Annotated in this window: 23 protein-coding genes, 3 pseudogenes and 1 riboswitch; of the genes and pseudogenes, 23 read left to right on the forward strand and 3 right to left on the reverse strand. The window is 61.2% G+C overall.

Annotated features, from left to right (window positions below; all coding sequences use genetic code 11):
• Positions 1 to 477 precede the first annotated feature (477 nt).
• Positions 478 to 726 carry a hypothetical protein gene (locus tag AC0L2L_RS31640; protein WP_473583746.1) on the reverse strand — a complete coding sequence of 83 codons (249 nt, stop codon included), beginning with the start codon at positions 724 to 726 and terminating at the stop codon, positions 478 to 480.
• A 376-nt stretch (positions 727 to 1102) separates the two neighbouring features.
• Here AC0L2L_RS31640 and AC0L2L_RS31645 point away from each other — a divergent pair, with 376 nt between their 5' ends.
• From AC0L2L_RS31645 to AC0L2L_RS31665, 5 genes and pseudogenes are all read left to right on the forward strand, one after another.
• Positions 1103 to 1360, forward strand: coding sequence for a multiubiquitin domain-containing protein (locus AC0L2L_RS31645; protein WP_473583747.1), 258 nt, complete (start codon positions 1103 to 1105; stop codon positions 1358 to 1360).
• A gap of 138 nt (positions 1361 to 1498) precedes the next feature.
• Positions 1499 to 1717, forward strand: a pseudogene (locus tag AC0L2L_RS31650) (E2/UBC family protein); the annotation flags it as partial.
• Between the two features lie 377 nt (positions 1718 to 2094).
• Positions 2095 to 2403 (forward strand): annotated as a pseudogene (locus tag AC0L2L_RS31655) (ThiF family adenylyltransferase); the annotation flags it as partial.
• A 98-nt stretch (positions 2404 to 2501) separates the two neighbouring features.
• Complete coding sequence (locus AC0L2L_RS31660) at positions 2502 to 3287, forward strand: hypothetical protein (protein ID WP_473583793.1); 786 nt, start codon at positions 2502 to 2504, stop codon at positions 3285 to 3287.
• A complete protein-coding gene (locus tag AC0L2L_RS31665) occupies positions 3179 to 3430 on the forward strand; it encodes a ubiquitination-like system serine protease family protein (protein ID WP_473583794.1) in 252 nt (83 codons plus the stop codon). The genes AC0L2L_RS31660 and AC0L2L_RS31665 overlap by 109 nt, the downstream gene beginning before the upstream one ends.
• 121 nt (positions 3431 to 3551) lie before the next feature.
• Here the strand turns inward: AC0L2L_RS31665 and AC0L2L_RS31670 are convergent.
• Positions 3552 to 3822: pseudogene (locus AC0L2L_RS31670) on the reverse strand (tyrosine-type recombinase/integrase); the annotation flags it as partial.
• Between the two features lie 243 nt (positions 3823 to 4065).
• A riboswitch (guanidine-I (ykkC/yxkD leader) is annotated at positions 4066 to 4181 on the forward strand.
• A gap of 99 nt (positions 4182 to 4280) precedes the next feature.
• On the opposite strand from AC0L2L_RS31670, the gene AC0L2L_RS31675 reads away from it, so the two are divergent.
• The 6 genes from AC0L2L_RS31675 (at position 4281) to AC0L2L_RS31700 (ending at position 9458) form a co-directional block, all read left to right on the forward strand.
• Positions 4281 to 5345 (forward strand): putative urea ABC transporter substrate-binding protein, encoded by a 1065-nt coding sequence (locus AC0L2L_RS31675; protein ID WP_473583748.1) that lies wholly within the window; start codon positions 4281 to 4283, stop codon positions 5343 to 5345.
• A gap of 96 nt (positions 5346 to 5441) precedes the next feature.
• Entirely contained in the window at positions 5442 to 6266 is an 825-nt protein-coding gene (locus AC0L2L_RS31680; protein ID WP_473583795.1) for an ABC transporter permease, read from the forward strand.
• Positions 6263 to 7072: an ATP-binding cassette domain-containing protein gene (locus AC0L2L_RS31685; protein ID WP_473583749.1), complete on the forward strand. Its 810-nt coding sequence runs from the start codon at positions 6263 to 6265 to the stop codon at positions 7070 to 7072. The genes AC0L2L_RS31680 and AC0L2L_RS31685 overlap by 4 nt, the downstream gene beginning before the upstream one ends.
• Positions 7073 to 7084: 12 nt before the next feature.
• Complete coding sequence (locus AC0L2L_RS31690) at positions 7085 to 8293, forward strand: agmatinase family protein (protein ID WP_027169442.1); 1209 nt, start codon at positions 7085 to 7087, stop codon at positions 8291 to 8293.
• A gap of 2 nt (positions 8294 to 8295) precedes the next feature.
• Positions 8296 to 8829 (forward strand): hypothetical protein, encoded by a 534-nt coding sequence (locus AC0L2L_RS31695; protein WP_473583750.1) that lies wholly within the window; start codon positions 8296 to 8298, stop codon positions 8827 to 8829.
• A 62-nt stretch (positions 8830 to 8891) separates the two neighbouring features.
• Positions 8892 to 9458 carry a HupE/UreJ family protein gene (locus AC0L2L_RS31700; protein ID WP_473583751.1) on the forward strand — a complete coding sequence of 189 codons (567 nt, stop codon included), beginning with the start codon at positions 8892 to 8894 and terminating at the stop codon, positions 9456 to 9458.
• A 298-nt stretch (positions 9459 to 9756) separates the two neighbouring features.
• Here AC0L2L_RS31700 and AC0L2L_RS31705 read toward each other — a convergent pair whose 3' ends face one another.
• Complete coding sequence (locus AC0L2L_RS31705) at positions 9757 to 10299, reverse strand: nucleoside deaminase (RefSeq protein ID WP_473583752.1); 543 nt, start codon at positions 10297 to 10299, stop codon at positions 9757 to 9759.
• A 71-nt stretch (positions 10300 to 10370) separates the two neighbouring features.
• Between AC0L2L_RS31705 and AC0L2L_RS31710 the strand changes: the two genes are divergently transcribed.
• The 12 genes from AC0L2L_RS31710 to AC0L2L_RS31765 all read left to right on the forward strand — a co-directional run bounded on the left by AC0L2L_RS31710 (position 10371) and on the right by AC0L2L_RS31765 (position 22718).
• Positions 10371 to 11126, forward strand: a complete 756-nt coding sequence (locus tag AC0L2L_RS31710; RefSeq protein ID WP_473583753.1) for a hypothetical protein — start codon at positions 10371 to 10373, stop codon at positions 11124 to 11126.
• Entirely contained in the window at positions 11045 to 12178 is a 1134-nt protein-coding gene (locus AC0L2L_RS31715) for an isopenicillin N synthase family dioxygenase (protein ID WP_473583754.1), read from the forward strand. The genes AC0L2L_RS31710 and AC0L2L_RS31715 overlap by 82 nt, the downstream gene beginning before the upstream one ends.
• A gap of 43 nt (positions 12179 to 12221) precedes the next feature.
• Positions 12222 to 13808, forward strand: coding sequence for a gamma-glutamyltransferase family protein (locus AC0L2L_RS31720; RefSeq protein ID WP_473583755.1), 1587 nt, complete (start codon positions 12222 to 12224; stop codon positions 13806 to 13808).
• A complete protein-coding gene (locus tag AC0L2L_RS31725; protein ID WP_473583756.1) occupies positions 13802 to 14275 on the forward strand; it encodes an FAD-binding protein in 474 nt (157 codons plus the stop codon). Before AC0L2L_RS31720 ends, AC0L2L_RS31725 begins: the two co-directional genes overlap by 7 nt.
• Positions 14272 to 14769 (forward strand): VOC family protein, encoded by a 498-nt coding sequence (locus AC0L2L_RS31730; RefSeq protein WP_473583757.1) that lies wholly within the window; start codon positions 14272 to 14274, stop codon positions 14767 to 14769. The genes AC0L2L_RS31725 and AC0L2L_RS31730 overlap by 4 nt, the downstream gene beginning before the upstream one ends.
• 312 nt (positions 14770 to 15081) lie before the next feature.
• Positions 15082 to 16287: an ABC transporter substrate-binding protein gene (locus AC0L2L_RS31735; protein ID WP_473583758.1), complete on the forward strand. Its 1206-nt coding sequence runs from the start codon at positions 15082 to 15084 to the stop codon at positions 16285 to 16287.
• A gap of 77 nt (positions 16288 to 16364) precedes the next feature.
• Positions 16365 to 17567 carry an ABC transporter ATP-binding protein gene (locus AC0L2L_RS31740; protein WP_473583759.1) on the forward strand — a complete coding sequence of 401 codons (1203 nt, stop codon included), beginning with the start codon at positions 16365 to 16367 and terminating at the stop codon, positions 17565 to 17567.
• Positions 17568 to 17570: 3 nt separating this feature from the next.
• The gene (locus AC0L2L_RS31745) at positions 17571 to 18512 is read left to right on the forward strand and encodes an ABC transporter permease (RefSeq protein WP_473583760.1); all 942 of its coding nucleotides are present in this window, start codon (positions 17571 to 17573) and stop codon (positions 18510 to 18512) included.
• Positions 18513 to 18514: 2 nt separating this feature from the next.
• Entirely contained in the window at positions 18515 to 19366 is an 852-nt protein-coding gene (locus AC0L2L_RS31750) for an ABC transporter permease (RefSeq protein WP_473583761.1), read from the forward strand.
• 20 nt (positions 19367 to 19386) lie between these two features.
• Entirely contained in the window at positions 19387 to 20382 is a 996-nt protein-coding gene (locus AC0L2L_RS31755) for a LysR family transcriptional regulator (protein WP_473583762.1), read from the forward strand.
• A gap of 37 nt (positions 20383 to 20419) precedes the next feature.
• Positions 20420 to 21922 (forward strand): amidohydrolase family protein, encoded by a 1503-nt coding sequence (locus tag AC0L2L_RS31760; protein WP_473583763.1) that lies wholly within the window; start codon positions 20420 to 20422, stop codon positions 21920 to 21922.
• 7 nt (positions 21923 to 21929) lie between these two features.
• On the forward strand, positions 21930 to 22718 hold the full coding sequence (locus AC0L2L_RS31765; protein WP_473583764.1) for a creatininase: 789 nt from the start codon (positions 21930 to 21932) through the stop codon (positions 22716 to 22718).
• Positions 22719 to 22942: the final 224 nt, after the last annotated feature.

Raw genomic sequence — 22942 nt, forward strand, 5'->3', positions numbered from 1 at the left:
CACCGGCCGGAATGAAATCGGAATGACTGGCCGGCTTCAAATCGGAATCGATGGCCGGCTTCGTCGGAATACGCAAGCTATCTTCCTCACGCGCGAGTCGGCAACGAGAAGCTGACGCAATGTCGCGCGATGCTTGGATGGCCGACCGACATAGGCTCCGGGTCGCGGCTGCTGTCGCCGAGACGTCGTCTTGCTCTGCGTCGCGCGCAAGGTGGCTTCCGCTACGGCCTTTGCCTGGCTTGCCAGGGACCTGAGCTCAGCTGAGCTGAGTATGTCCTGATCGCGCGAGGCAATGATATCGTCCTCCATCTCCGCCAATATCGCGTCAAGCCGGTCTGAGGCTCTGATTTTGATGTCACTCATCCTAGCATCTCCGGTGTTGCGCGGGTGACCAGTCTTCGCAGGCGGCGACGAGCGCTGTTGTATTCGGTGGCGCTGAGACCCAGGCGAGTCTGAATATCTGTCGGATCCAGTCCCTCACCGATGCCCCGCAACGATACCTGACAGAACTGGATCGTCAGCCACCAACCTTTCCAAATGTTCGACCAGATCGCGCGCTATTGCGTTTCGCTCGGGGTCTGGTTCATCGGAAGCGATCGTCTCTATTTGATCAAGGAAGCCTTCGTCGTGTGCTGGTTGCGCATCGCGCCGATCAGGCATCCGGCGCCGCCAGTGTTCGCTCGCAATGCTCCTCATCACGCCGCTCAGAAAAGCAACGAACGGCACATCGACCGCCAGCGACGCGTTCCATCCAACGAGCGCTGTATCGCATCATGCAGGATGTCGCGCCATTCCACCCCCGGCAAACCCCGGGCGCGGAGTTGGGCGATGCGCCCAAGACGAGCAAAATCCGCCTCTCTCAGAGCTGCGAGAGCGATCGCAACCTCTTCGGGGGAGCCATACTCATCTAGCGAGCGGGCGTTTGTCGCTTCCATGGCACCCTATGCTGAGTGCCGGCGGGGTTTCGGACAATGAAACACGAAAAAAATCACCCACCTCTTTTGTCCGAGTTTGCCCGTTAGGCAGCAGTAGGACACATCGGCAACAACAGGAGGTCAGTAGCGATGAGGACCAGAAGGGTCACAAGAAAGAAACCTATAAGGTGCAGATCGACAAGCAGAAGTTCGAAACAGACAATCCCACGCCCACCGCGCGCGAGCTGCTCACACTCGCGGGCAAGGTCCCGGTTGAACATTTCGCGCTTTACCTCAAGGACAAAGGTCAGCCTAAGCGCCTCGAACTGGACGAGCGCGTGGATCTGCGCGAGCCTGGCGTCGAGAAGTTCGTGACGTTGCCCCTCGACCAGACGGAAGGGCTCGGCGCAGGCAGGCGCCAGTTCTCGCTTCCTCAAGAGGATTAGGAGTGGCTGGAAAGCCTCGGCTGATTTACGAACTGGTGGCGGAGGGCGGGACACCGCGCGTCATCATCTATGGATGGGCGCTTCCTGCGGGCTACAAAGTGGAGAAAGCCGATGTAAACGTCAGGATCCGGCTATCCTGATGCGCAAATTGACATGGTGTATTTTAGCCCGGCCCTGCTGAGGAGGGACGGGCGGGCGATCGCTGCGACAAGCGACGATAGCTTTGATGGAAAGGTGTGGCAGCGCTGGAGCAGGCATCGGACCTCTGCCAACCCGTGGCGTCCGGGACTTGACAGTCTGTCGACGCATTTCGCCCTGATCGACGACTGGATCGCACGTGAACTGCGAAAAGGATGATGACGATGCGGGTCTCGCTTACCTTAAACGATAGCCAACACGCGAGGTTGAGGGACCATCTTTTTCCCGGTGACGGTCTCGAGGCCGTCGCCTTGCTCCTCTGTGGCCGCACTCTGGATCAGGGGCGCAATCGCCTCATTGTCAGTGAGGTCCACCTGATTTCACATGACAGATGCCACCGCGCCCCCGACAGGGTCACCTGGCCCACAGACATGCTTCCCGACTTGCTCGCTCGGGCGTCCAAGCGAGGCATGTCACTCATCAAGATTCACGGCCATATCGGCTATGACCGCTTCTCCGAGATCGACGACGCCTCGGATCGCGAGCTGTTTGCAAGTGTGCATGCCTGGGCGGATGGTCTGCATGGGAGCGCAGTTATGTTGGATGGTGAGCGTATATTCGGCCGCGTGGTAAACGAGGATGGGGTCTTTTCCCCGTTCGCATGCGTGAATGTTGTCGGAGATGATCTTCAGTTCGGGTCACACCAGCATGGCCGCGGAGATATTCCGGACCACGCGAGAAGGATCGCGCAAAGCTTCGGCGCCGGGACCTATCAGATCCTGCGTCGCCTTCGTATCGGCGTTGTGGGCTGTTCGGGCACAGGCAGCGTGGTTGTGGACCAACTTGCGAGAAATTGTGTTGGCGAGCTTGTCCTGGTTGATCCTGATCATGTGGAGGACAAGAACCTCAATCGAATCATAAACAGTCGACAGGTGGATGCTCAGCAGCGTCGCCTGAAGGTTGAACTCATGCGGAATCCATCGAAGAGCTTGGCTTTGGAACCATCGTCAGCGCTTTCGCTTCCTCACTTTCTTCTCTCGATGCCATTCGCGCGATCGCGTCCTGTGACGTGGTCTTTGGATGCATGGATTCTGTCGATGGCCGCCACATGCTCAATCGCCTCGCAACATTTTACGGACTGGCCTATTTCGATCTTGGCGTGAAGTTGGAGGCAGATGGCGCAGGGGGGGTCGATCAGGTCTGTGGCACTGTCCACTACCTGAAGCCTGGAGGGTCCAGCCTGTATAGTCGGCATGTCTACTCTATGGAGCACGTCAGGGCGGCCGGGCTGATGAGGACAGATCCGGCCACCTATCGCGAGTTTCGTCGCGAGGGCTACATCAAGGGCGTTGCTGAGGATAGACCGGCCGGCAACAGCGTGATCGCATCGCTGGCGGTCAACGAGCTGCTGGCAAGGCTTCATCCCTTCCGGCTCGATCCTAATGGTGAATATGCCATCCACAGGATCAGCCTCAGCCACGGGATGTACGACCATCACGGCGACGGTGAGCCGTGCGAGCTGCTTAGCAGACACGTCGGCCGAGGCGAGGTGCGTCCCCTTCTCGATATGCCTGAGCTCAGCGTCCAGGATGCGGCAGCATGCCCTTGCTTGGTCGCCTCCGGCAACTCGTTGATCGCATTCTGGGTCGTGACATCTGGCGGGCTGAAATGTGGACGGATATGCCGGAAAAGCCATCGCCACGTACGGTTTATCTCATCGGCGAAGACGAGACCCCGTGGGCAGCAGCCTTTATTTGCCCTTGTGGATGCGGCGAGATTGTCAGGCTGAGCCTTGTCCGGCAGGACACTCCCAGCTGGGTTGCGTCAGGGGAAGGGCCGAAGAGCGGATCTGCACCGTCGGTGCGCCGAATAAGAGGCTGCCGAAGTCACTATTTCATTCGGGTCGGGCGGATCGTTTGGGCGCGGGGTTAAAGACCACTGTCGACCTAGCGAAGGCGTTATCATTTCGTTGACGGTTTGGCGAACAAAGGGTGCCAGCTTTTCCCGTCACCTCAAATGCAAGGTAGCGGGCTTATAGCTACATCCGTTCGCGTCATGACCCGCAATCAATGGCGGAACCGTACGGAACCATGCGGGAAGATTTCTGATTTTGGCCCACGAAAAACTCAACAAAATCAACGATTTCACTACGCCCTCCGGGCCCACCATTATCGTTATTTATCAATGCTTTTATAGGGTGGTTCGCCAATAGCTTCGCCAAGCATCGGCTTGCGCGTCACGTCGTGACCGAGCACATCCATGAGCTGTCTGGTCGAGGCCTCTGCCTCGGCCAGATAGACGCCAAGCGACTTCCTTAGTCCATGCGACTCCCGCAGCCCCGCCTAATTCTGGATAGCAATAGATAATTCTGAACGGCAAACCGGTGACTTCGACCGCCGTCATATCTGGCTAAGACACCTGCCGGCGACATCGGTCGATGCGCGATCAGGGCTGCCCAATCTTCAGGCGCTGCGATGATTTTTTTGTCATCGACGCGGCGGCGCACGTGAATATGTCGTGCAAACCGCGCCATTCGAACCTGGCACGCAGCTTGCATCTTGTTCTAGGTGCAGAGCGTCTAGGGTTCCGATCGCGATTAGGGCGGTGCTGGTCCAAGAGATGCGACCGCCCAGGATGCATTGAGGCATCCGGCGGAACACGGCGGGCCAAAATCCCGGGAGAACCCTGCACGGGTTTGCTGGCGCGAACCTCTCCCGGATGCGCGCTGTGCAAGCCCCAACAAAAGTCCGGACGCAATCCGGATCGCAAACAGGGGTACGCAATGCTTCGCAAGCTGGCCGCAATCATCCTAGCCGCGTCACTCAGCCTTCCCTTCGTCCCGGCCGCGCAGGCGGCGCCCAAGAAAGACTTCAAGATCTGTTGGTCGATCTATGTCGGATGGATGCCCTGGGGCTTCCTGTCCGACAGCGGCATCATGAAGAAATGGGCCGAAAAATACGGCATCAATGTCGAGATCACCCGCATCAACGACTATGTCGAAAGTATCAACCAGTACACTGCCGGCGGCTTCGACGGTTGCGCTATGACCAATATGGATGCGCTGTCCATTCCGGCCGGCGGCGGCATCGATACGACCGCGCTGATCATCGGCGACTTCTCCAATGGCAACGATGCCGTCATCCTCAAGAACAAGGCCGCACTGAAGGACATTGCCGGCCAGAAGGTCAATCTCGTGGAGCTCTCGGTATCGCACTACCTGCTGGCGCGCGCGCTGGAGACGGTCGGGCTTGCCGAGAAGGACATCACGGTGGTCAACACGTCCGATGCCGACGTGGTCGCTGCCTACGGCACCAGCGACGTCACGTCTGTTGTCACATGGAACCCGATGGTGTCGGAAATCGTCGCCATACCCGGCGCCAATAAGGTTTTTGATTCGACGCAGATCCCTGGCGAGATCATCGACATGATGGTCGTCAACACCGAGACGCTGAAGGACAATCCGGCATTGGGCAAGGCGCTGGTCGGCGCATGGTACGAAGCGATGGCGCTGATGACCTCGGGTTCGCCCGAGGGCAAGGCGGCCAAGGAAGAAATGGCCAAGGCGTCGGGCACCGATCTTGCCGGCTTCGACGCGCAGCTTGCATCGACGGCGATGTTCTTCGAGCCGGCCAAGGCGGTCGATTTCACCAAGGGCACCGAATTGCCGAAGACGATGGATCTCGTTCGCAACTTCCTGTTCGCCCACGGCATCCTCGGCACAAATGCGCCAAGCGTCGATGTGATCGGCATGGGCTTCCCCGATGGCTCGACCCTGGGCGACGCCAACAACGTCAAACTGCGTTTTGATCCGGCCTTCATGGCCCAGGCTGCGGCCGGGACGCTCTGAGGCTTTCGCGATATGTTGGCCAGAGGAATCGGTGCGGTGAATGCCGGACAGCAAGCCGGCCAGGAAATCGCGCATGCCGGCCTGCCACGGCCGAAAGTGCGGCTACGCCTCATCAACGCAAGGGTCTCCCGAGGTGGCGCCTTGTTTCTCGGCGTTTTGCCATTTCTGGTCGTAGCGGCCGCCTATCTGATCGCGTCGGGCAAAAGGCTGGCCGCCAACCCTGCCGACAAGCTGCTGCCTTCGCCGGCACAGATGTGGTCGGCTTTCCTGGACCTTGCCACGGTTCCGGACAAGCGCTCAGGCGACCTCATCCTGTGGGTCGACACCTATGCCAGTCTCGTCAGGCTGTTCTCAGGCGTGGGTGTGGCAACGCTCGTCGCGCTTTCGCTTGGCATCGCCATCGGCTTCATTCCGCGCGTGCAGGCTTTCTTGCTTCCCTTCATTACCGTTATCTGTGTCATCCCGCCGCTGGCGCTGTTGCCAATCCTGTTCATCACACTCGGCCTGGGAGAAACGGCCAAGATCACGCTCATCGCCCTTGGCGTCGCCCCGGTCATGGTAAGAGACATTGCCAACCGGGTGATGGAGTTGCCGACCGAACTGGTGGCCAAGGCACAGACGCTTGGCGGCAACAGCTGGACCATGGTGCTGCGGCTGGTGCTGCCGCAGGTCATGCCGCGCCTCATCACCTGCGTGCGGCTGGCGCTCGGACCGGCCTGGCTGTTCCTGATCGCCGCCGAAGCCATCGCCTCGACCGAAGGTCTGGGCTACCGCATCTTCCTCGTCCGCCGCTATCTGTCGATGGACGTCATCCTTCCCTATGTCGCCTGGATCACGCTGCTTGCGGTCATCACCGACTGGTTGCTGGTGCGGCTTTCCCAGGCGGTTTCTCCCTGGGCGCATCCGGTGAAGGCCAAATGAGCCGCGTCGTCGTTCGTGGGCTGGAAAAGAGCTACGGCGATGCCCGTGTGCTCGAACGGGTCAACGTCACCGCCGAGGCCGGCGAATTCCTGTCGTTGGTCGGCGCCAGCGGCTGCGGAAAATCGACGTTCCTGCGCATCCTGCTCGGCCAGGAGCAGCAGAGCGGCGGTGTGGTCATCGTCGGCGACGGCCCGATCGTGCCCGAGCCGACGCCGCAGCGCGGCATCGTCTTCCAGCGCTATTCGGTGTTTCCGCATCTGACCGCCATCCAGAACCTGCTGCTGGTCGAAGACTTTCGTTCGGGCGGGCCGCTGGGCCGCGTCTTTGGCGCCGGGCGCAGAAACGCCAGGCAAGAGGCCGAAGCCATGCTGGAGCGGGTTGGCCTTGCCCATGCGCGCGACCTCTATCCCGCCTCGCTCTCGGGCGGCATGCAGCAGCGGCTGGCGATTGCGCAGACCTTGCTCGGCCGGCCGCAAATATTGCTTCTGGACGAGCCGTTCGGTGCGCTCGATCCGGGCATCCGCGTCGAGATGCACGAACTGCTGACCGAGCTATGGACCGAGCACGGCATGACCGTGGTCATGGTCACCCATGATATCGGTGAGGCCTTCAAGCTCGGCACACGCGTGCTGGTCTTCGACAAGGTGCGCCACGACCCCCAGTTCCCGTCCGCCTATGGCGCGACGATCACCTACGATCTGAAGCTCGACCGCAAGAACCGGGCTTCCTCACAAGACGTGGCCAAAGTGGCTGCGATGGTCGGGACGACCCGGCTGGACAGCGCAATTGCGACGACGGCGTCGTAACGGAGGTTTTTCATGCACACGGACATTCCAGAACGCAGTCATCGCCGTGCGGGCCTGGTCGCCCGGGAGCCGGCGCGACATTTGCACCATCCTGATTTTGATGCCCGCGGCACGCAGGGCTGGAAGTCGATCGAGGCCGAGGGGAAGCTGCCGGAAAGCGGCTGGCGCAAGGAGCAGCAATGGGCGCTCGACATGGGCCTGCCCGGATCGGATTCGATCGTCGACAAGTCGATCCCGACATTCGCGCGCGGCGAGCTGCCGCATTTCGCCGGCATCAACACCTTTCTGAAGGCGCCCTATGTCGAAAACGTCCGCGATGTCGGCAAATATGATGCGGCCGTCATCGGCATTCCCTTTGACAGCGGCACCACTTACCGGCCGGGAACCCGGTTCGGGCCGCAAGGCATCCGCCGTATCTCGGCGCTCTACACGCCTTACAACTACGAACTCGGCGTCGACTTGCGCGAACAGATGACGCTTTGCGACGCCGGCGACGTCTTCACCATTCCGGCCAACCTCGAAAAGAGTTTTGACCAGATCACCAAGGGCGTCAGCCATGTCGCCTCGTCGGGCGCGCTGCCGATCATGCTGGGTGGCGACCATTCTATCGGCTTCCCTTGCGTGCGCGGCATCGCCGACGTCACCTCCAAGCGCATCGGCATCATCCATTTCGATCGTCATATCGACATCCAGGAAAAGGATCTCGACGAGCGCATGCACACCACGCCCTGGTACTGGGCGACCAACCTGCCGAACGTCTCGGCGACCAATCTCGTGCAGCTCGGCATTGGCGGCTGGCAGGTTCCCCGTTACGGCGTCGCGGAGGCGAGGAAGCGGGGCACCAACGTGCTCACCATTTCCGATATTGAGCAGATGGGACTTGAGAAGGCGGCGGAAGTCGCTCTCGAACTCGCCTGGAAGGACACCGATGCCGTCTACATCTCTTTCGACGTCGACAGCCTCGATTGCGGTTTCGTGCCCGGCACGGGATGGCCAGAGCCTGGCGGTTTCCTGCCGCGCGAAGCGCTCAAGCTGCTTGGGCTGGTGACGGCGCCCGGCATTTGTGGATTGGAAGTCGTCGAGGTCTCTCCGCCCTACGACACATCCGACATCACGGCGCTATTCGGCGTGCGCGTCGTCGTCGAGGCGCTCGGCTCGATGGTCGCCCACGGCAATCTCGGCAAGCATAAATCCATCATCGACAAGCCGGTGAGTTTTTGACGATGCACGACGATCATCACCACCACGGCCATGACCATGGCGACGGCCACCATCATGGGCCGAATGGTCATCACCACGATCGCCCTCTCGGCCACAACGGGCCCGCGGGCAAGCCGCTGCAATGGCAGACGCCGCATCTGCCTCCTGACCAGACCCAGGAGCCGCCCGTCGATCCCGCCTCAGTCGATCTCGATCTTGTCGAAACGGCCTTCCTGGAAGGATTTGCGCGGGCACCGGACCCGTCCAGCTTTCTGCGTCTCGCCGGCATACCTTTTGTCGGTGAAATGGCGGACGGCGTGCGGCTTCATCTGCTGCGCGTCGAGACCGAGGATCTGGTCGATGTCGGTGCCGTCATGCCGCTCGTCGGCGGTACCGGCGTCGCCTATCATCCGTTGCCGGCGCGCCTGACGTCGCACCGCCGCCGCCTTGCTTTCATCTATCACGATGGCACCCAGCAAAAACATCTCGGCTTCGCCGCGGCGCGCGCCCTTGCCGACCGTTCCGCTGCCTCGCAATTCGCCGTTCCCGGACATTGAACTCATTCGTCAACCTCATTCATCGGACAGGCCCAACCATGAAAACGTTTCCAAGACTTGGCATGACTATCCTTTCGGCTTTGGCCGTCTTGACGCCCTCGTTGGCGTTCGCCCATCCGGGCGGCGATCACGTCCATGGCTTCCTGGCCGGCGTCGAGCATCCTCTCTTCGGCATCGACCATCTGCTCGCGATGGTAGCTGTCGGCATGATCGCCGCGAGAACCGGCGGGCGCGCCATTGTTCTCGTTCCGTTGTTCTTCGTCTCCGCAATGGTCGCCGGAGCCCTGTTCGGAGGCGCCGGCCTCGGCTTGCCCTCCCTTGAGACCGGCATCGCACTGTCGCTCGTGGTGTTCGGGGCGATGGTCGGTCTGGCGAAGCCCTTGCCGCTGGCCGTCGCCGTGTCGCTGACGGCCTTGTTCGGATTGTTCCATGGAAACGCCCACGGCCTCGAGATTCCCGAAAGCGACAGTGGCCTCGCTTATGCCGTCGGTTTCGTCCTCGCCACCTCGGTCCTGCATGCGATGGGCGTGTTGTCCGCCACCAGACTCGCCGGTTGGCCGGGAGCCATCCGCACCGCCGGTGTCGCCACTTCGATGGTTGGGGTGGCCATGGCCGCGCAGCTCGTCTGAATCAGTCCGCGAAGCACATTGCTCCGCGAAGCACATTGCTTTCAATCAGGGACGAAAAAGTGATGAGACAGAAGTGGCTACTAGCATTTCGCCGCTTTCGCACCATGCTTTATCAACTAATGAAGGCCCGCGCTGAGCGACTTTGACTATCCTCTATTGTATGGCGGTGAAGATACAGATTGGCGACATGCAGACGCCCGGAATTCCGCGCCGGCTCGGCCCATCCCAGATGGCACATCTGAAGGTCTTGGAGGCGGTTGATCTGCCTTTCGGCGGTCCTATTGGAGACCACGTCACCTCAGAATTCTGAGAAGCCGGGCGACTTCGCCCATTCTTTAAGCACGGCGCGGGATTCATCGCCCAAAATCTGCTCCGCCTTCATTTTTCGGGCATTCACCGGCTTGGCGATTTCCTCAACCAGTCCGCTGACGCCGATGCCGATCTCGGCGCAATCCTTCAACGTCGCCGCGTAGTACATCTTGTCGAGCCCGGCCCACCAGATGGCGGCCACACACAGCGAACATGGCTCGCAGGTCGTGTAGATCTCACATCCCGAAAGATCCTGTGTGCCCAGCCGTTTAGTGGCGTCGCGGATCGCCAGCACCTCCCCATGCGCGGTTGGATCGTGGCTGGATGGCGTATCGTTCAGGCCTTTGCCGACGATCTCGCCGTCCTTGACGATGAAGGCTGCGAACGGGCGATGGGCGGGATTGGAGACGGCCTTTCGGCTGATCGCGATTGCCTCGGCCATGAATTCTTCGGGGGTCATAGGGTCTCCTTTGATCGGTTGCCTGTTCCATGCGCGTTGCAACCGACGTGCCAAGTTCCGCGCGCTCTGCATTGATATTGTCAATGATGCGCATGTGGATTTTGCATTTTGACTGATCCTGAACCTGAAATAGCCTCACCGGCATGGACAAGACATCGGTTCAGCACCCGGCCAAAACCGCCAGGATCACCTCCCGCGAGGACCTCGCCGGCGTGTGGAAGCGGGCTCTGCTAGCAGATGAGACGGGTAACGAAGATCGAGAGAGCATCGCCTACTGGGTTCAAGGCGCGCGACTGTGCGCCGACATACGTGAACACCGGCGAGCTTCGGCGCTGGCCGGCGCGTTCCGCGAGGGCGGTTCGCCCACCATGGATGCCTTTGCCGGCGAACTGATCGACAGCAACGGCACTTTCCGCTGGGAGCCTGTCTTGCGGCTCAACCACGTCGACGGCCCTCCCGATGAAGGCCGGCTGAACTGGATCGATGGTCATCTCTGGGAGGAGGGCGTCCACATAAGCTACTCCGAACAGTGGACCAGGATTGTAGAAGCCGCGGCCGGCGATTTCGCGGTTGCGCTCGATGATGAACGAGGCCGGCAGGCTTATATGCTTAAGGTCGGAACCTTCCTGTTTCACGCGCTCTCAGGAGAACGTGCCCAAGCCGAGTTCAGCCTGTTCGAACTCAAACCGGGAGGCGTTGATCTCATTCTCTCCACGGCAGGGCCTGGACCGGTCGCTTGTCCAAGTATCGAATTTGCCGACCTTGCAGGCACAAGCGTCTGGCTGTCCGCGGTCGGCGAGGAGGAGCAGCGGGAGCGATGGCTGGTCACGCAGTTGGACGACTGCGGGAGGGGTACGCCCGCGATCGGCAAGGTCAGTGGCGGAGTAGCAATGCGATGAAGGCGTTCACAAAAATTCCGATCGTCGACGTATCGGCCCTTGGGGGGAGCGATTGCGCCGCCCATGCGGCAACCGTCGCGAGGCTGAGCGAGATCGCCAGCAGCATCGGGTTCCTCTATGTTTCCGGTCACGGCATCCCCGAAGCCCTCTCGTCGGCACTCATCGCGGCGGCGAAAGGGCTGTTCGACCTGCCAGCTTCCGAAAAAATGAAGGTGTATATCGGCAATTCCCGCAACCACCGCGGCTATGTGCCCGAAGGCGAAGAGGTGTTCGCCGGCAAGACTCCGGACCGCAAGGAAGCCTTCGACCTTGCGCAGGATCTGCCGAGCGATGATCCGGACTATCTCGCCGGCAACCCGTTGCTGGGTCCGAACCAGTGGCCGGAAAACCTGCCAGGCTTCCGCGAGGCCGTGATGGCCTATTATGCCGCCGTCTTCCAGCTTGGCCGTCGGCTGCTGCGCGGCTTCTCAGAGGCCGTGGGGCTGGAGCCGACCGCGCTCGATCACTTGGTGACCAAGCCAACCTCGCAGTTGCGCCTTATCCACTATCCCTATCATGCCGGCCGCCAGGACGCCCCGGGCATCGGCGCGCATACGGACTACGAACTCTTTACGCTGCTGCTGCCGACCGCGGCGGGGCTGGAAGCGATGAACTGCAGCGGTGAATGGATCGACGTTCCGCCTGTCCCGGGTGCGTTGGTCGTCAACATCGGCGACATGCTGGAGGTGCTGTCCAACGGACTGTTTGTCGCGACATCACATCGTGTGCGTGCCGTGAAGGAAGAACGCTACTCATTCCCGCTGTTCTTCGCCTGCGACTACGCCGCGTTGGTGCGGCCGCTGCCGCAGTTCGTCACGCCAGAGCGCCCCGCGGCCTTCGATGAGATTGTCGCCGGCGAGCATCTTTTTGCGCAGACCGTGCTGACGTTCAAATATCTGCGTGAACGTCGCGACAGTGGTGAGTTGAAGCTACCGGAACGGAGCCTTGGGCTATCCTCTTTCGGCCAGGAGGCGCGGCATTCCACCCATGCGCCGGCGGCGGACATCGGGTGAGCGCGATGGCGACGAGAGAATTTCCTCCCAACGGGACGTGGGCGTGGTGAAGACGCCGCGCGCCACCCGCGGCATGGTGACCACGCCCCATCATCTGGCCAGCCAATCCGGCCTGGCGCAGCTGCGGGCCGGCAGGTCGGCGATCGCCGCCGTGGTGGCAGCGGCGGCAACGCTGGCGGTGGTCTATCCCCATATGTCCGGGCTCGGCGGCGACGGGTTCTGGCTGATCAGCGAACCTGGGCGCGAGCCGTTCGGCATCCAGGCAGCGGGGCGCAGCGGTCAAGCCGTCGACACGAACCTCTACGAGCGCTGCGGCCTGTCGTCGATTCCGATCCGCGGGCCGCTTGCGGCGAACACCGTCGCCGGCGCGGTGGACGGCTGGCGGCGCGCGCTTGAGGTCAGCGGGAGATGGGGCGAACGCACCGATCTCGAACCACTGCTCGAGGACGCGATCTTCCATGCCGAGAATGGCGCCTTCGTCACGCGCAGCCAGGAAGCGCTTACACGGGAGGGCTATGACGAACTGATCGACGTGCCGGGCTTCGCGTCTGCTTTCCTGACGAACGGTCAATGTCCAAAGGAAGGCGAGAAGATCAAGTACCCTGCTCTGGGTGGGACTTTTCGGCGGCTTGCGCGCAATGGGCTCGCCGACTTCTACCAGGGCGGGCTGGCAGCGGACATCGCGGCCGACCTTGCGACAGTGGGCTCACCTGTGACTGCCGACGATCTCACCGATCACTCTAGTGATGCCTGCGATCTGCTTTCCATCGATCTGCCGGGCGTCAGAGTGTTCAATCATCCACCGCCGACGCAAGGGCTGGCTTCGCTGGTGATCCTTGCGCTGATGCAGCGTCAGAAGATACCGCAAGCCGACGGATTTGCGCATATCCATGCGGCTGTCGAAGCGACCAAGCTTGCCTTCGCCGATCGCAACCGCATCGGCGATCCGGAAAGTATGCAAATCGAGCCGGCTACCCTGCTCGATCGGGCCTATCTCGACTCCCTGGCGACCAGGGTCGATGCCCGCAAGGCGCAGCCATGGGAAACATGTCCGGCCAAGGGCGATACGGTCTGGCTCGCCGCGATCGACGGCGAGGGCCGCGCCGTCAGCTACATCCAAAGCATCTACTATGATTTCGGCTCGGGCGTGGTCCTGCCGCAGACTGGCATACTTTGGCAAAACCGCGGCATCTCGTTTCGCCTGGATGAGGCCGGTCCACGAGCTCTCGAGCCCCGGAGGCTTCCATTCCACACACTCAATCCCGCCTTCGCTCAATTCGATGACGGGCGGCGCATGGTCTACGGCACGATGGGCGGCGATGGCCAGCCGCAGACGCTCGCCGCGATCTTCTCGCGCTATGCGATGTTCGGCCAAGGGTTGCAGGAGGCGGTGAGTGCCCCGCGTTGGCTGCTCGGGCGGCGCTGGGCCGATGAAGGCGCTTCATTGAAGCTGGAAGACGGGTTTTCGCCGCAGGTGGTCGATGAATTGCGCGCCGCCGGCCACGACGTGGAACTGATTGAATCCTGTAGCGACCTGATGGGTCACGCAGGAGCGATCGTGCTCCATGCGGACGGACTGCTGGAAGGCGCAGCCGATCCGCGCAGCGATGGGGCGGTGGCAGCATGGTGAGCGCCGTCGCAGCAAACCTTCGAGAGGCCCGGACGGCTGTCGGAAGCCGGTCGACAGCGGCCCTGGCCCGGTGCTTCGGCGAGCGCGCGATCCTGCCCGGAGATCCGCGCTACGAGGCAACGCGCCGTGTCTGGAACGGTATGATCGATCGGCGGCCACTGGCCGTTCTGCGCTGCACCGGCAACGAGGACGTACGGGCAGAGGTCGATGTGCCGGTCGCAGTTCGGGGCGGCGGCCACAGCGTCGCCGGCCACGGTGTCGTCGACGGCGGCGTCGTCATCGACCTTTCGCCGATGGCCGCCGTCACCGTCGACGAAGGACAGTCGCGGGTGCGCGAGGCATTCGGCGTCAACTTCGACCGGCTCGCCGCCATCAAGGCACGCTTCGATCCCGGGAATCGGCTTTGCGTCAACCAGAACATTGAGCCGGCGAGCGGCCCGATAAACACCGTTGAGGAGACGAAATGAGCGACGTCTGTGGCGTGACCGGCCTGTTCCATGTGCTGGTGAAGACCAACGACCTTCCCCTGACCCTGAAGTTCTACAAGGACGTCATCGGCCTGCGCGAGGCGCCGCGGCCGGCATTCGGCAATCCCGGAGCGTGGCTCGCCTGCTCTTCGCCGGTCGGTGAGCAGATCATCCACATCTGGGCAGGTGGCGCGGGAATGGGACCTACCGGCGTGTCGCCCTACGGCACAGGCACAATCGATCACGTGTCCTTCACGGCAATCGGACACGAGGGATACCGCGAGCGTTTCAAGAAATACGGGCTGCCCTGGCGCGAATTCATCATCCCCAACACGACGCTCTGGCAACTGTTCGTCTACGACCCGAGCGGCGTGCAGATCGAGCTGACATTCGATTCCGCCAATGAAGGGGAGCCGCACGGGCCGATCGCGCCGGAAAACGCCTACACGCCTGGCGAGATTTTTTTCGACCAGCCGACTTACCCCAGTCTTTAGCGACGCCGATCGGTCGACGGCACAGCGAGCGAGGAGACGACAAAAGAATAGGCAGAACGGAAATTGTGAATTGACTAAAAAACGACCAGTTCTTTCGCCGACAAGCGGAAGGTGGTGATTTTTACTAAAAATTCAAAAGTAATGACTGGCTTTCGATCTTATATCGCTAAATAAACATTGAATTTCTTAGAAAAAGACCTGTTCAAAGAACGAAGGGGAGCGCCGAAGGATTTCACATAATTGGCATTCAACTTGCATCGCACAATCGAGAAGTGAGTGTCGCGCCCAAGCAATCTGAGTATGGAGAGCACAATGGCAATGAAATCCGATCATGAATCCGATGCCACGCCCCTGGAAAGCGCGGGATCGGGAGAGAAGTCGACCGCCGGTTCCGACCTGTCGAGACGCAAGTTCCTGGCAACGACGGCAGCCGCCGCCGCCGCCGTGTCGTGGAGCAATCTGACGATCATCAACAAGGCCAAGGCGGCCAGCACGCTGCGGGTGCTGGCATGGCCCGGCTATGACGAAAAGCCTGTCGTCGGGCAATTCGAGGAGGAGAACGGCGTAAAGGTCGAATTCAAGAACTACATCGGCGGCGAGCAGATGATGCAGTTCTACGCCCAATCGCCGAAGGGGACGTTCGACGCCATCATCAGCGACGCGGAGTATGTCCAGAAATTCGTCGCCCAGAACGCTGTCGTTGCGTTGAAGAAGGCGGACTTCAAGCACCTTGCGGATTTCCATCCCGCGTATCAGGACTTTGCGCCGCTGCGCACTGGCGATGCGGCCACGACCTGGGGCATCGGCACGCGGTTCTCGTTCTACGGCATCTCCTACAACACGAAATTCGTGAGCGATGAGGAGGCATCGAGTTGGAGCAACCTTCTACTGCCGAAGTTCAAGAACAAGGTGGTCATGTTCGATTGGTATTTGCCGAACATGAGCAATGCGAGCCTCGCAGTGTTCCCCAACAACCAGACGCCTTATGACATCACCGTCGACCAACTCGGCAAGGTAAAGGAGTGGCTGACCAAGCTACGGCCGCAGATTGTTTCGTTCGCGCCGCAGAACCAGGGCCTGGTGACGGCGCTGCTCAGCGAAGACGCGATCGTCACGCCATATGGCGACATGGACATCGAGATGACGGTGGCCGGCTACGACAACTTCAAGTCCTCGGTGCCGAAGGAAGGGTCGATCCGCTGGAGCGAGGCGGCGTGCCTCTGCGCCGACAGCTCGAACCAGGAACTCGCGCTGAAGTGGATCGAATACATGAGCCGGCCCGAGATTCAGGCGAAGCTGGTTTATACGAAAGGGTTCAAGGCGCGGGCGCCGAACATGAAGGTCGTCGACTATTGGGACGACGACCAGAAGAAGATCATGAAGTACATCCCTGATCCCAACGCTCGGGGAAAGCTGCTGGTCGAATCCTACATCGAACTGACGGCGCCGCGCGGACTGCCCGTCAAGCAGCCCGAAGCCGATTGGCAGGCGATCTTCAACGCCTTCAAATCCGCCTGACGGCATCGGCTGCGTGGGGTGGCGTTGATGCGCTGCCCCGCGCCCCGTTCATCACGATGAACATCTGGACGAAATCATTGGATTACGAGAGCTTGGCGACGACCGATACGCCGGATCGACCGGAGAATCTTCCTGATCTTGAGATCAGTGCGATCGCGAAGAGCTTCAATGGGGTTACCGCTCTCGACGAAGTGAGCTTCACCGTCGAGCGTGGCGAATTCCTTGCGATCATGGGGCCGAGCGGCTGTGGCAAGACGACGCTCCTGCGTATCCTTGCCGGATTGGAGACCGCCGACAGCGGCACGCTTTTATCGCGCGGCAAACGCATCGACCAGATTCCGGTGCACAGGCGCAACATGCGGTTGGTCTGGCAGAACTACGCATTGTTTCCGCATCTCAACGTGCGCAACAACATCGAGTTCGGCCTGAAGCTGCAGAAGCTCGAACGCAAGGTGATCGACGCCAAGGTTGCGGCGATCGCCGAGATGGTGCGGCTGACCGAGTTCCTCGATCACAGGGTGACGGTACTTTCTGGGGGGCAGCGGCAGCGCGTGGCCATCGCGCGGGCGCTGGTTACGGAGCCCGACATCCTGCTGCTCGACGAACCGCTGAGCGCGCTGGATGCCAATCTGCGCGTACATATGCAGAGCGAACTGAAGCGGCTCCAGCAGACCCTAGGGATCGCCTTCGTCTACATTACCCACAACCAGAGCGAGGCCTTCTCGACCGCTGACCGCGTGGTCGTGATGAATCGCGGTTGTATCGAGCAGATCGGCGCGCCGCGCGAGATCTATTTGTGGCCGCGCACCCGTTTCGCCGCGGAGTTCGTCGGCTCCAACAATCTTCTCGAAGGCAGGATCGCTTCCGTCGTCGGAAATGTCGTGTCGGTCGACTGCGGCGCCGGGCAGTTCTTCGTCGCGTTGCCGGACGAGCGCCTTGCCCACGCCTATCGGCCTGCGCCCAAGGCGACGGTGACACTAGTCATCCAGGCCAGCAAGGTCCGCGGCCATGCCACCAGCGTCGTGAACGAGAATCACGTCACGGCAGTGGTCACCGATACCGAGTTCACCGGGTCGCAGATTGTACAGCATCTGAGGCTGCAGGATGGCGCCGTCCTCCGTATGATCGCGCCGGATCCCTTCAGCGGCTCGACCCCCGGTCCCGGCTCGACCATAGATATCTACTGGTCGCCTGAGGATTGCGTTCTGGTCGGGCCGCGCATCTTGCCGAACTCGGAAAACATTCCCGGCGCGAAGTCCTATGTGCGGATGGGAGGCTAGACCATGGTCGACATCGTCTCTGAGGCGAGCATGGTACCGTTGGCCAACAGCAAGAAGCCGCGCGGCGGGACCAATCGGCTGATGATCGCGATGCTGGCGCTGCCCACCCTCTATTCGCTGGTGTTTTTCATTGGGCCGCTGATCTTCCTCATCGCGCTCTCGTTCTGGAAGGTGGAGAATTTCCGCGTTGTACCGGCGTTCACTCTGGAAAACTACGCCAGTGTCGGCCAGCAGATGTTCGGCAATTCCAACTACAGCATTGCGATCCTGCAATCGCTCTACGTCGCGGCAACGACTGCGGCGCTGTGCGTGGTGCTCTGCGGAGCGTTCGTGCTTGCTCTCGTCTACACGCTGCCATCGCGCCTGCATCGGCTGGCGCTGCTGCTTGCCGTCGCCCCGTTCTGGACGAGCTACATCCTGCGCGTGTTCGCCTGGCAGATCCTGCTGGCCAAGCGCGGCATCATCAACACCGCGCTGACGGCGATGGGGATCGACTGGCAACTGGCCGTTCTCAACACGCAGGCCGCCACGCGCATAGGGCTGCTGCACTATTCGGCGCCGGTGATCATCGTCATTCTGTTCGTCACCGTGAAAAGCATTGATCGCGACCTGATCGAGGCCGCCCGCAATCTGGGCGCGACACGCTGGACGACTTTTCGTACCGTCATCCTTCCGCTCAGCCGGGTCGGCATTGTCTTGTCTTTCTGCTTTGCCAGCATCATCGCCTTTGGCGACGTGCTTTCCGGTTCGATTCTCGGCGGGGGCGCCGGACGGTCGCTGGTCGGGTCGGTTCCGCTCTTCGCCAACGTGATCATGAGCGATTATTCGGGCTCGACCAACTTGCCGCGCGTCTGCGTTCTCGCCATCATCATGGTACTGATCCTGGTCTTCATCCTGATGTCCGGCCTGAAAGGCTCCGAAGCCGCCCAGCGGAGCATCAGCTGACCATGGCGGAGGTCGTCCTCCGACGGAGCAGCCCCGACGGGCGCCCACTGCTGACGCTGCTTGGCCGCGTCTATCTTGGCGTCGCCTTTGTCTTCCTGTTCCTGCCGATCGTCACCCTGCTGGTGTTTTCCTTCCAGAAGAATCAATACGCCTCGATACCCGGGCAGGGCTGGTCGCTGCGCTGGTACGAGAAACTGTTCAGCGACGACATGCTGCTTTCTGCGCTGTCGAATAGCCTCATCGTGTCGCCGGTCGCAGCGACGGTGGCGTCGATCATAGGTTTCTGCGCCGCCTATGCGGTGAACCGCTTCGTCTTTCCGGGCCGCTCCGTTTTGGCAGTGGTCATCGTGCTTCCGATCCTCATCCCACCGCTTATCCTCGGCATCGGCTTCCTCGGTCTCCTGTCCCGTCTGCATCTGGAGGGACAGTTGTTGAGCGTCATCATCGCGCATGTTGTGCTGACGACGCCGGCTGCGATGGCGATTATCCAGCTGCGCCTCAGTCAATTGCCCGCCTCGTTGGAGGAGGCCTCGTGGAATCTGGGCGCCACCGAATGGCAGACGCTTTGGAAGGTCGTGCTGCCCTGCGCTGCGAGCGGCATCGCCGGCGGCTGGCTGCTGGCCTTCACCTTCTCATTCGACGAATTCGTGATCGCCTGGTTCGTCTCCGGTTTTCAGCCGACGCTGCCGGCAACGATCTACACCTATCTCGCGGCATCCGCCGATCCGTCGCTCAACGCAATCGCCAGCATCATCTTCGTGTTTTCCGGATTGCTGCTGGCGGGCGCGGAACTGCTCGTCATTCCCATGATCATCCGTGCGTCGTCGCGCGGCCGCCGCACAGCGCCGGCGTGAACGGCGAGACGAGCCGCAAGATGATGCAGTCTGTATTGCAACAGCCGCTTCAACCGGTAAGGATCGATCCACCGGCAACGGCAGGCGGCAATATGGTGCGGCAAAATCTCTTGTGGCGACGCCTCGATTGGAACCTCATGCGGGTGTTCTACGAGATCGTCCAGAACGGCGGCGTGACGGCCGCGGCACGGGCAATGAACCGGCAGCAGCCGGCAACCAGCCAGGCGTTGGCCAGGCTCGAGGATCAGCTCGGCGTAGCCCTTTGCGAGCGCGGACCTGGCGGCTTTGCGGTCACGGAAGAAGGCGAAATCATCTTCCGCATAGCCAGCGAAATGGTGGAGCTGATGCGCCATGCGCCCGACCTTCTGACCCAGGCAGCCGGGACAGTCAGAGGTATGCTGCGCATCTCGATGATGTCGAGCACTCGCAGCCGCGATTTCGACGAGATACTGACATCGATCATGCGCCGTCACCGGCATCTCGAGATCACAGTCGACCTCGCGCCCTGGCGCAGTGCGCTTGACGCCGTTCAGACCGGCGACGCCGATCTTGCGGTGACTTACGTCCAAATCCTTGACCCGTCACTGACCTACCAGCCGGTGTTCCACGAGGTGCAGCAGCTCTATTGCAGCCCGCTCCATCCGCTCTACGGCGGCCGGTTCGACGACCCAGGCGCCCTGGCCAACGAGCATTTCTTTTTGACGGGTCGCGACGAACCGGTGGAAATGACAAATTTCCGGCTGCAGTTCGGCCTCGGCACGTTGACCCGCGGCGGCTCCGAGGATCTCGGTGAACTGAAGCGGCTGATCTTGACCGGTACGGGTATCGGTTTCCTGCCGTCCCTGACGGTCATCGAGGAGGTTAATCAGCGGACGCTGTGGCCGCTTCTGTCCTACGGACCTCTGCCCTCATATCCCGTTCATCTTGTCGCTCGCCCGCAAGCAATGCGCTCCCTGCCTGCGCAGCTGTTTTTCGAAGAGGCGCGCCGCCGGCTGCGTGCGAGGCGGCAGGATTGACCACTTTCGAGCGCCACACAGTGCATTGGAGACGGGAATGAGTATCCTCATCAAAGGCGCGACCGTACTTGCCATGGGTGGCACGGCAGGGGCGGAGCCTTTTACCGGCGATCTGTTGATCGAAGCCGATCGCATCGCCGCGGTTGGAACTTCGCTTGAGGCGCCACCCGGGGCGGAAGTGATCGACGGCTCCGAAAAACTGGTCATGCCCGGCCTCGTCAACGCGCATCTTCATACCAACGAGGCGCTGTTCAAAGGTCGCTATGACAACATGCCGCTCGAGGTGTGGATGCTTTATTCCTACCCGATCCGGGCGGCGAAGCGTCTCCCATCGCGGCTGGTCTATTTGCGCTCGATGCTGGTTGCGATGGAATCGCTGAAATACGGCGTCACCTGCATCACAGACGACCTCTACGAGAGCCCCCGTTCGGAAATGGAACTGATGGACGCCGTGATCGACGCCTATATCGACTGCGGTATCCGGGCCACCGTTTCTGCACATGTTGTCAACCGCAACTTCCTCGACACGATGCCCTTCACCAGGGAATACGTTCCTCAGCACCTGCAGGACGAGATCAACAGCATCGTACCGATGACGACGGCGGACTACATCGCCTATGTGAAGGAGGTCCATGGCCGCTTCCACGGCCGCGCCGGCCGCATTCGCACCATGCTGGCGCCATCGGCGCCGCAACGCTGCACCGTCGACCTGATGCTCGCGGCGAACGACCTTGCCAGGGAATGGAGCGTACCGTTCCATACCCATATCGTGGAAACCAAGGTCCAAGGCGTGACCGGCCCCGAATTCCATGGCAAGTCACTGATCGCCTACATGGATGACCTCGGCCTCTTGAACCCGTGGACGACGATTGCCCATTCAATCTGGGTGAACGACAACGATATCGAGCGGATGGGCCGCGCCGGCGTCTCGGTGGCTCACAACGCCATCTCCAACCAAAAACTCGGCGCCGGCTCGGCTCCGGTGCGCAAGCTGTTGACGGCCGGCGTCAACATTGGCCTAGGCTCCGATGGCATATGCTCCAACGACACGCCACGCATCTTCGATGTGATGAAGGCAGCCGGGCTGATGCACAAGGTCAACAATCCGGATTGGGCCCGCTGGCTGACGGCCTCCGAAGTGCTTCATGCCGGCACGATCGGCGGCGCGCGCACCGCATTGCTGCAGGACGAAATCGGCTCGCTGGAGCCTGGCAAGAAGGCCGATCTCCTGATCCTTGACATGAAAACGGCCAATTTCACGCCGCTCAACGACGTCCGCAACCACCTTGTCTATTGCGAGGAGGGTTCGTCGATCGAGAAGGTCTTCGTCAATGGCGAGGTGGTGGTTGAGAACGGCCGGCTGACGAAGGTCGACGAGAAGGCGCTGCTGGCGGAACTGCGCGCCATGATGCCGGAATTCATCGAATACACACTGGGTGTCGAAGCGGCCAACGGTGAGTTGGAGCCTGCCTTCACCAAGGTCATCCGGCGCTGCTACGGAATGGACATCGGCATCAACCGCTGGGCGTCCGATGCGTGAGGCGGTGATGACGCGACGAATCCGCCTTGCCGAGATGACCTGGATGGAATTCGACCAGCGGGTGAAGGATGATAATCCGATCATCTTCGTGCCGATCGGCTCGACCGAGCAGCACGGCCCGCATCTGCCGCTGTCGACCGACGTCATCCTACCGGAGGGGATCGCGTTGCTGGTCGCCCCCGAACTCGGCGGCATTGTCGCGCCGCCGATTTCTTATGGCTACAAGTCGCAGCCAAAGACCGGCGGAGGCAACCATTTCCCCGGCACGATCAGCCTCAATGCCGCAACGCTGGTCGCGCTGCTGCGCGATCTCGTCAATGAATTCGCAAGGCATGGCGCCCGCAGGATCGTCTTGTTCGACGGCCATATGGAAAACCAATGGTTTATCACCGAGGCGGCTGACCTCGCCCTGACCGACCAGCGGCGGGAGGGCGTCAACGACCTCACCGTGGTCAAGCTTCCATACTGGGAATTCATCTCCAAGGCGACCGAGGCAGTGCTTTTTCCCGATGGCCTGATCAGCTGGGCGCTTGAGCATGCCGCTGTGATGGAGACGTCGGTGATGCTGCATCTGCGCCCCGACCTCGTGCGTGTCGACAAGATCCCGGGCGACAAGCCGGCCGAGTTCCCGCTTTTCGACGTCTATCCCTTTGATCTCCGGCCAATCCCCCCGCATGGTGTGTTGAGTTCGGCCGCCGGCGCATCGGTTGAAAAGGGCAAGGCGGTTGTCCAACAGATCGTTCCGGACATCGCAGCTGCCTTGCGGGACTATTTCGCCGCCTTGGATGAACCGTAGGGCGATGCGGCGTGCGTGTGTCGATGGTCAGGCGCACCGTTGTCGCAATGATAGCAATTATATCAAAGCCACTCGCAGTTGCGGTGATGATCTTGCCGTGCGTCAACCGGCCGGTCATTTCCGCAAGCGCTTCGATGATAGCCGCCGTTACTGCGCCAGCAGAAAGCAGTCGAAGTCACGCTGCTTCAGGCCCTGGATGAGCGCGTGAATTTTAACATCGAGAC

It is taken from the genome of Mesorhizobium sp. WSM4832 (genome assembly GCF_055811115.1).

Bases quoted from the DNA above. Each gene is read 5' to 3' on its own strand.
- AC0L2L_RS31765 (WP_473583764.1), top strand. From the start codon at position 21,930: ATGACGCGACGAATCCGCCTTGCCGAGATGACCTGGATGGAATTCGAC.
- AC0L2L_RS31705 (WP_473583752.1), bottom strand. From the start codon at position 10,299: ATGCAGAGCGCGCGGAACTTGGCACGTCGGTTGCAACGCGCATGGAAC.
- AC0L2L_RS31710 (WP_473583753.1), top strand. From the start codon at position 10,371: ATGGACAAGACATCGGTTCAGCACCCGGCCAAAACCGCCAGGATCACC.
- AC0L2L_RS31695 (WP_473583750.1), top strand. From the start codon at position 8,296: ATGCACGACGATCATCACCACCACGGCCATGACCATGGCGACGGCCAC.
- AC0L2L_RS31665 (WP_473583794.1), top strand. From the start codon at position 3,179: ATGCCGGAAAAGCCATCGCCACGTACGGTTTATCTCATCGGCGAAGAC.
- AC0L2L_RS31675 (WP_473583748.1), top strand. From the start codon at position 4,281: ATGCTTCGCAAGCTGGCCGCAATCATCCTAGCCGCGTCACTCAGCCTT.
- AC0L2L_RS31735 (WP_473583758.1), top strand. From the start codon at position 15,082: ATGGCAATGAAATCCGATCATGAATCCGATGCCACGCCCCTGGAAAGC.
- AC0L2L_RS31715 (WP_473583754.1), top strand. From the start codon at position 11,045: ATGGCTGGTCACGCAGTTGGACGACTGCGGGAGGGGTACGCCCGCGAT.
- AC0L2L_RS31755 (WP_473583762.1), top strand. From the start codon at position 19,387: ATGATGCAGTCTGTATTGCAACAGCCGCTTCAACCGGTAAGGATCGAT.
- AC0L2L_RS31700 (WP_473583751.1), top strand. From the start codon at position 8,892: ATGACTATCCTTTCGGCTTTGGCCGTCTTGACGCCCTCGTTGGCGTTC.
- AC0L2L_RS31750 (WP_473583761.1), top strand. From the start codon at position 18,515: ATGGCGGAGGTCGTCCTCCGACGGAGCAGCCCCGACGGGCGCCCACTG.
- AC0L2L_RS31690 (WP_027169442.1), top strand. From the start codon at position 7,085: ATGCACACGGACATTCCAGAACGCAGTCATCGCCGTGCGGGCCTGGTC.
- AC0L2L_RS31730 (WP_473583757.1), top strand. From the start codon at position 14,272: ATGAGCGACGTCTGTGGCGTGACCGGCCTGTTCCATGTGCTGGTGAAG.
- AC0L2L_RS31745 (WP_473583760.1), top strand. From the start codon at position 17,571: ATGGTCGACATCGTCTCTGAGGCGAGCATGGTACCGTTGGCCAACAGC.
- AC0L2L_RS31725 (WP_473583756.1), top strand. From the start codon at position 13,802: ATGGTGAGCGCCGTCGCAGCAAACCTTCGAGAGGCCCGGACGGCTGTC.
- AC0L2L_RS31760 (WP_473583763.1), top strand. From the start codon at position 20,420: ATGAGTATCCTCATCAAAGGCGCGACCGTACTTGCCATGGGTGGCACG.
- AC0L2L_RS31685 (WP_473583749.1), top strand. From the start codon at position 6,263: ATGAGCCGCGTCGTCGTTCGTGGGCTGGAAAAGAGCTACGGCGATGCC.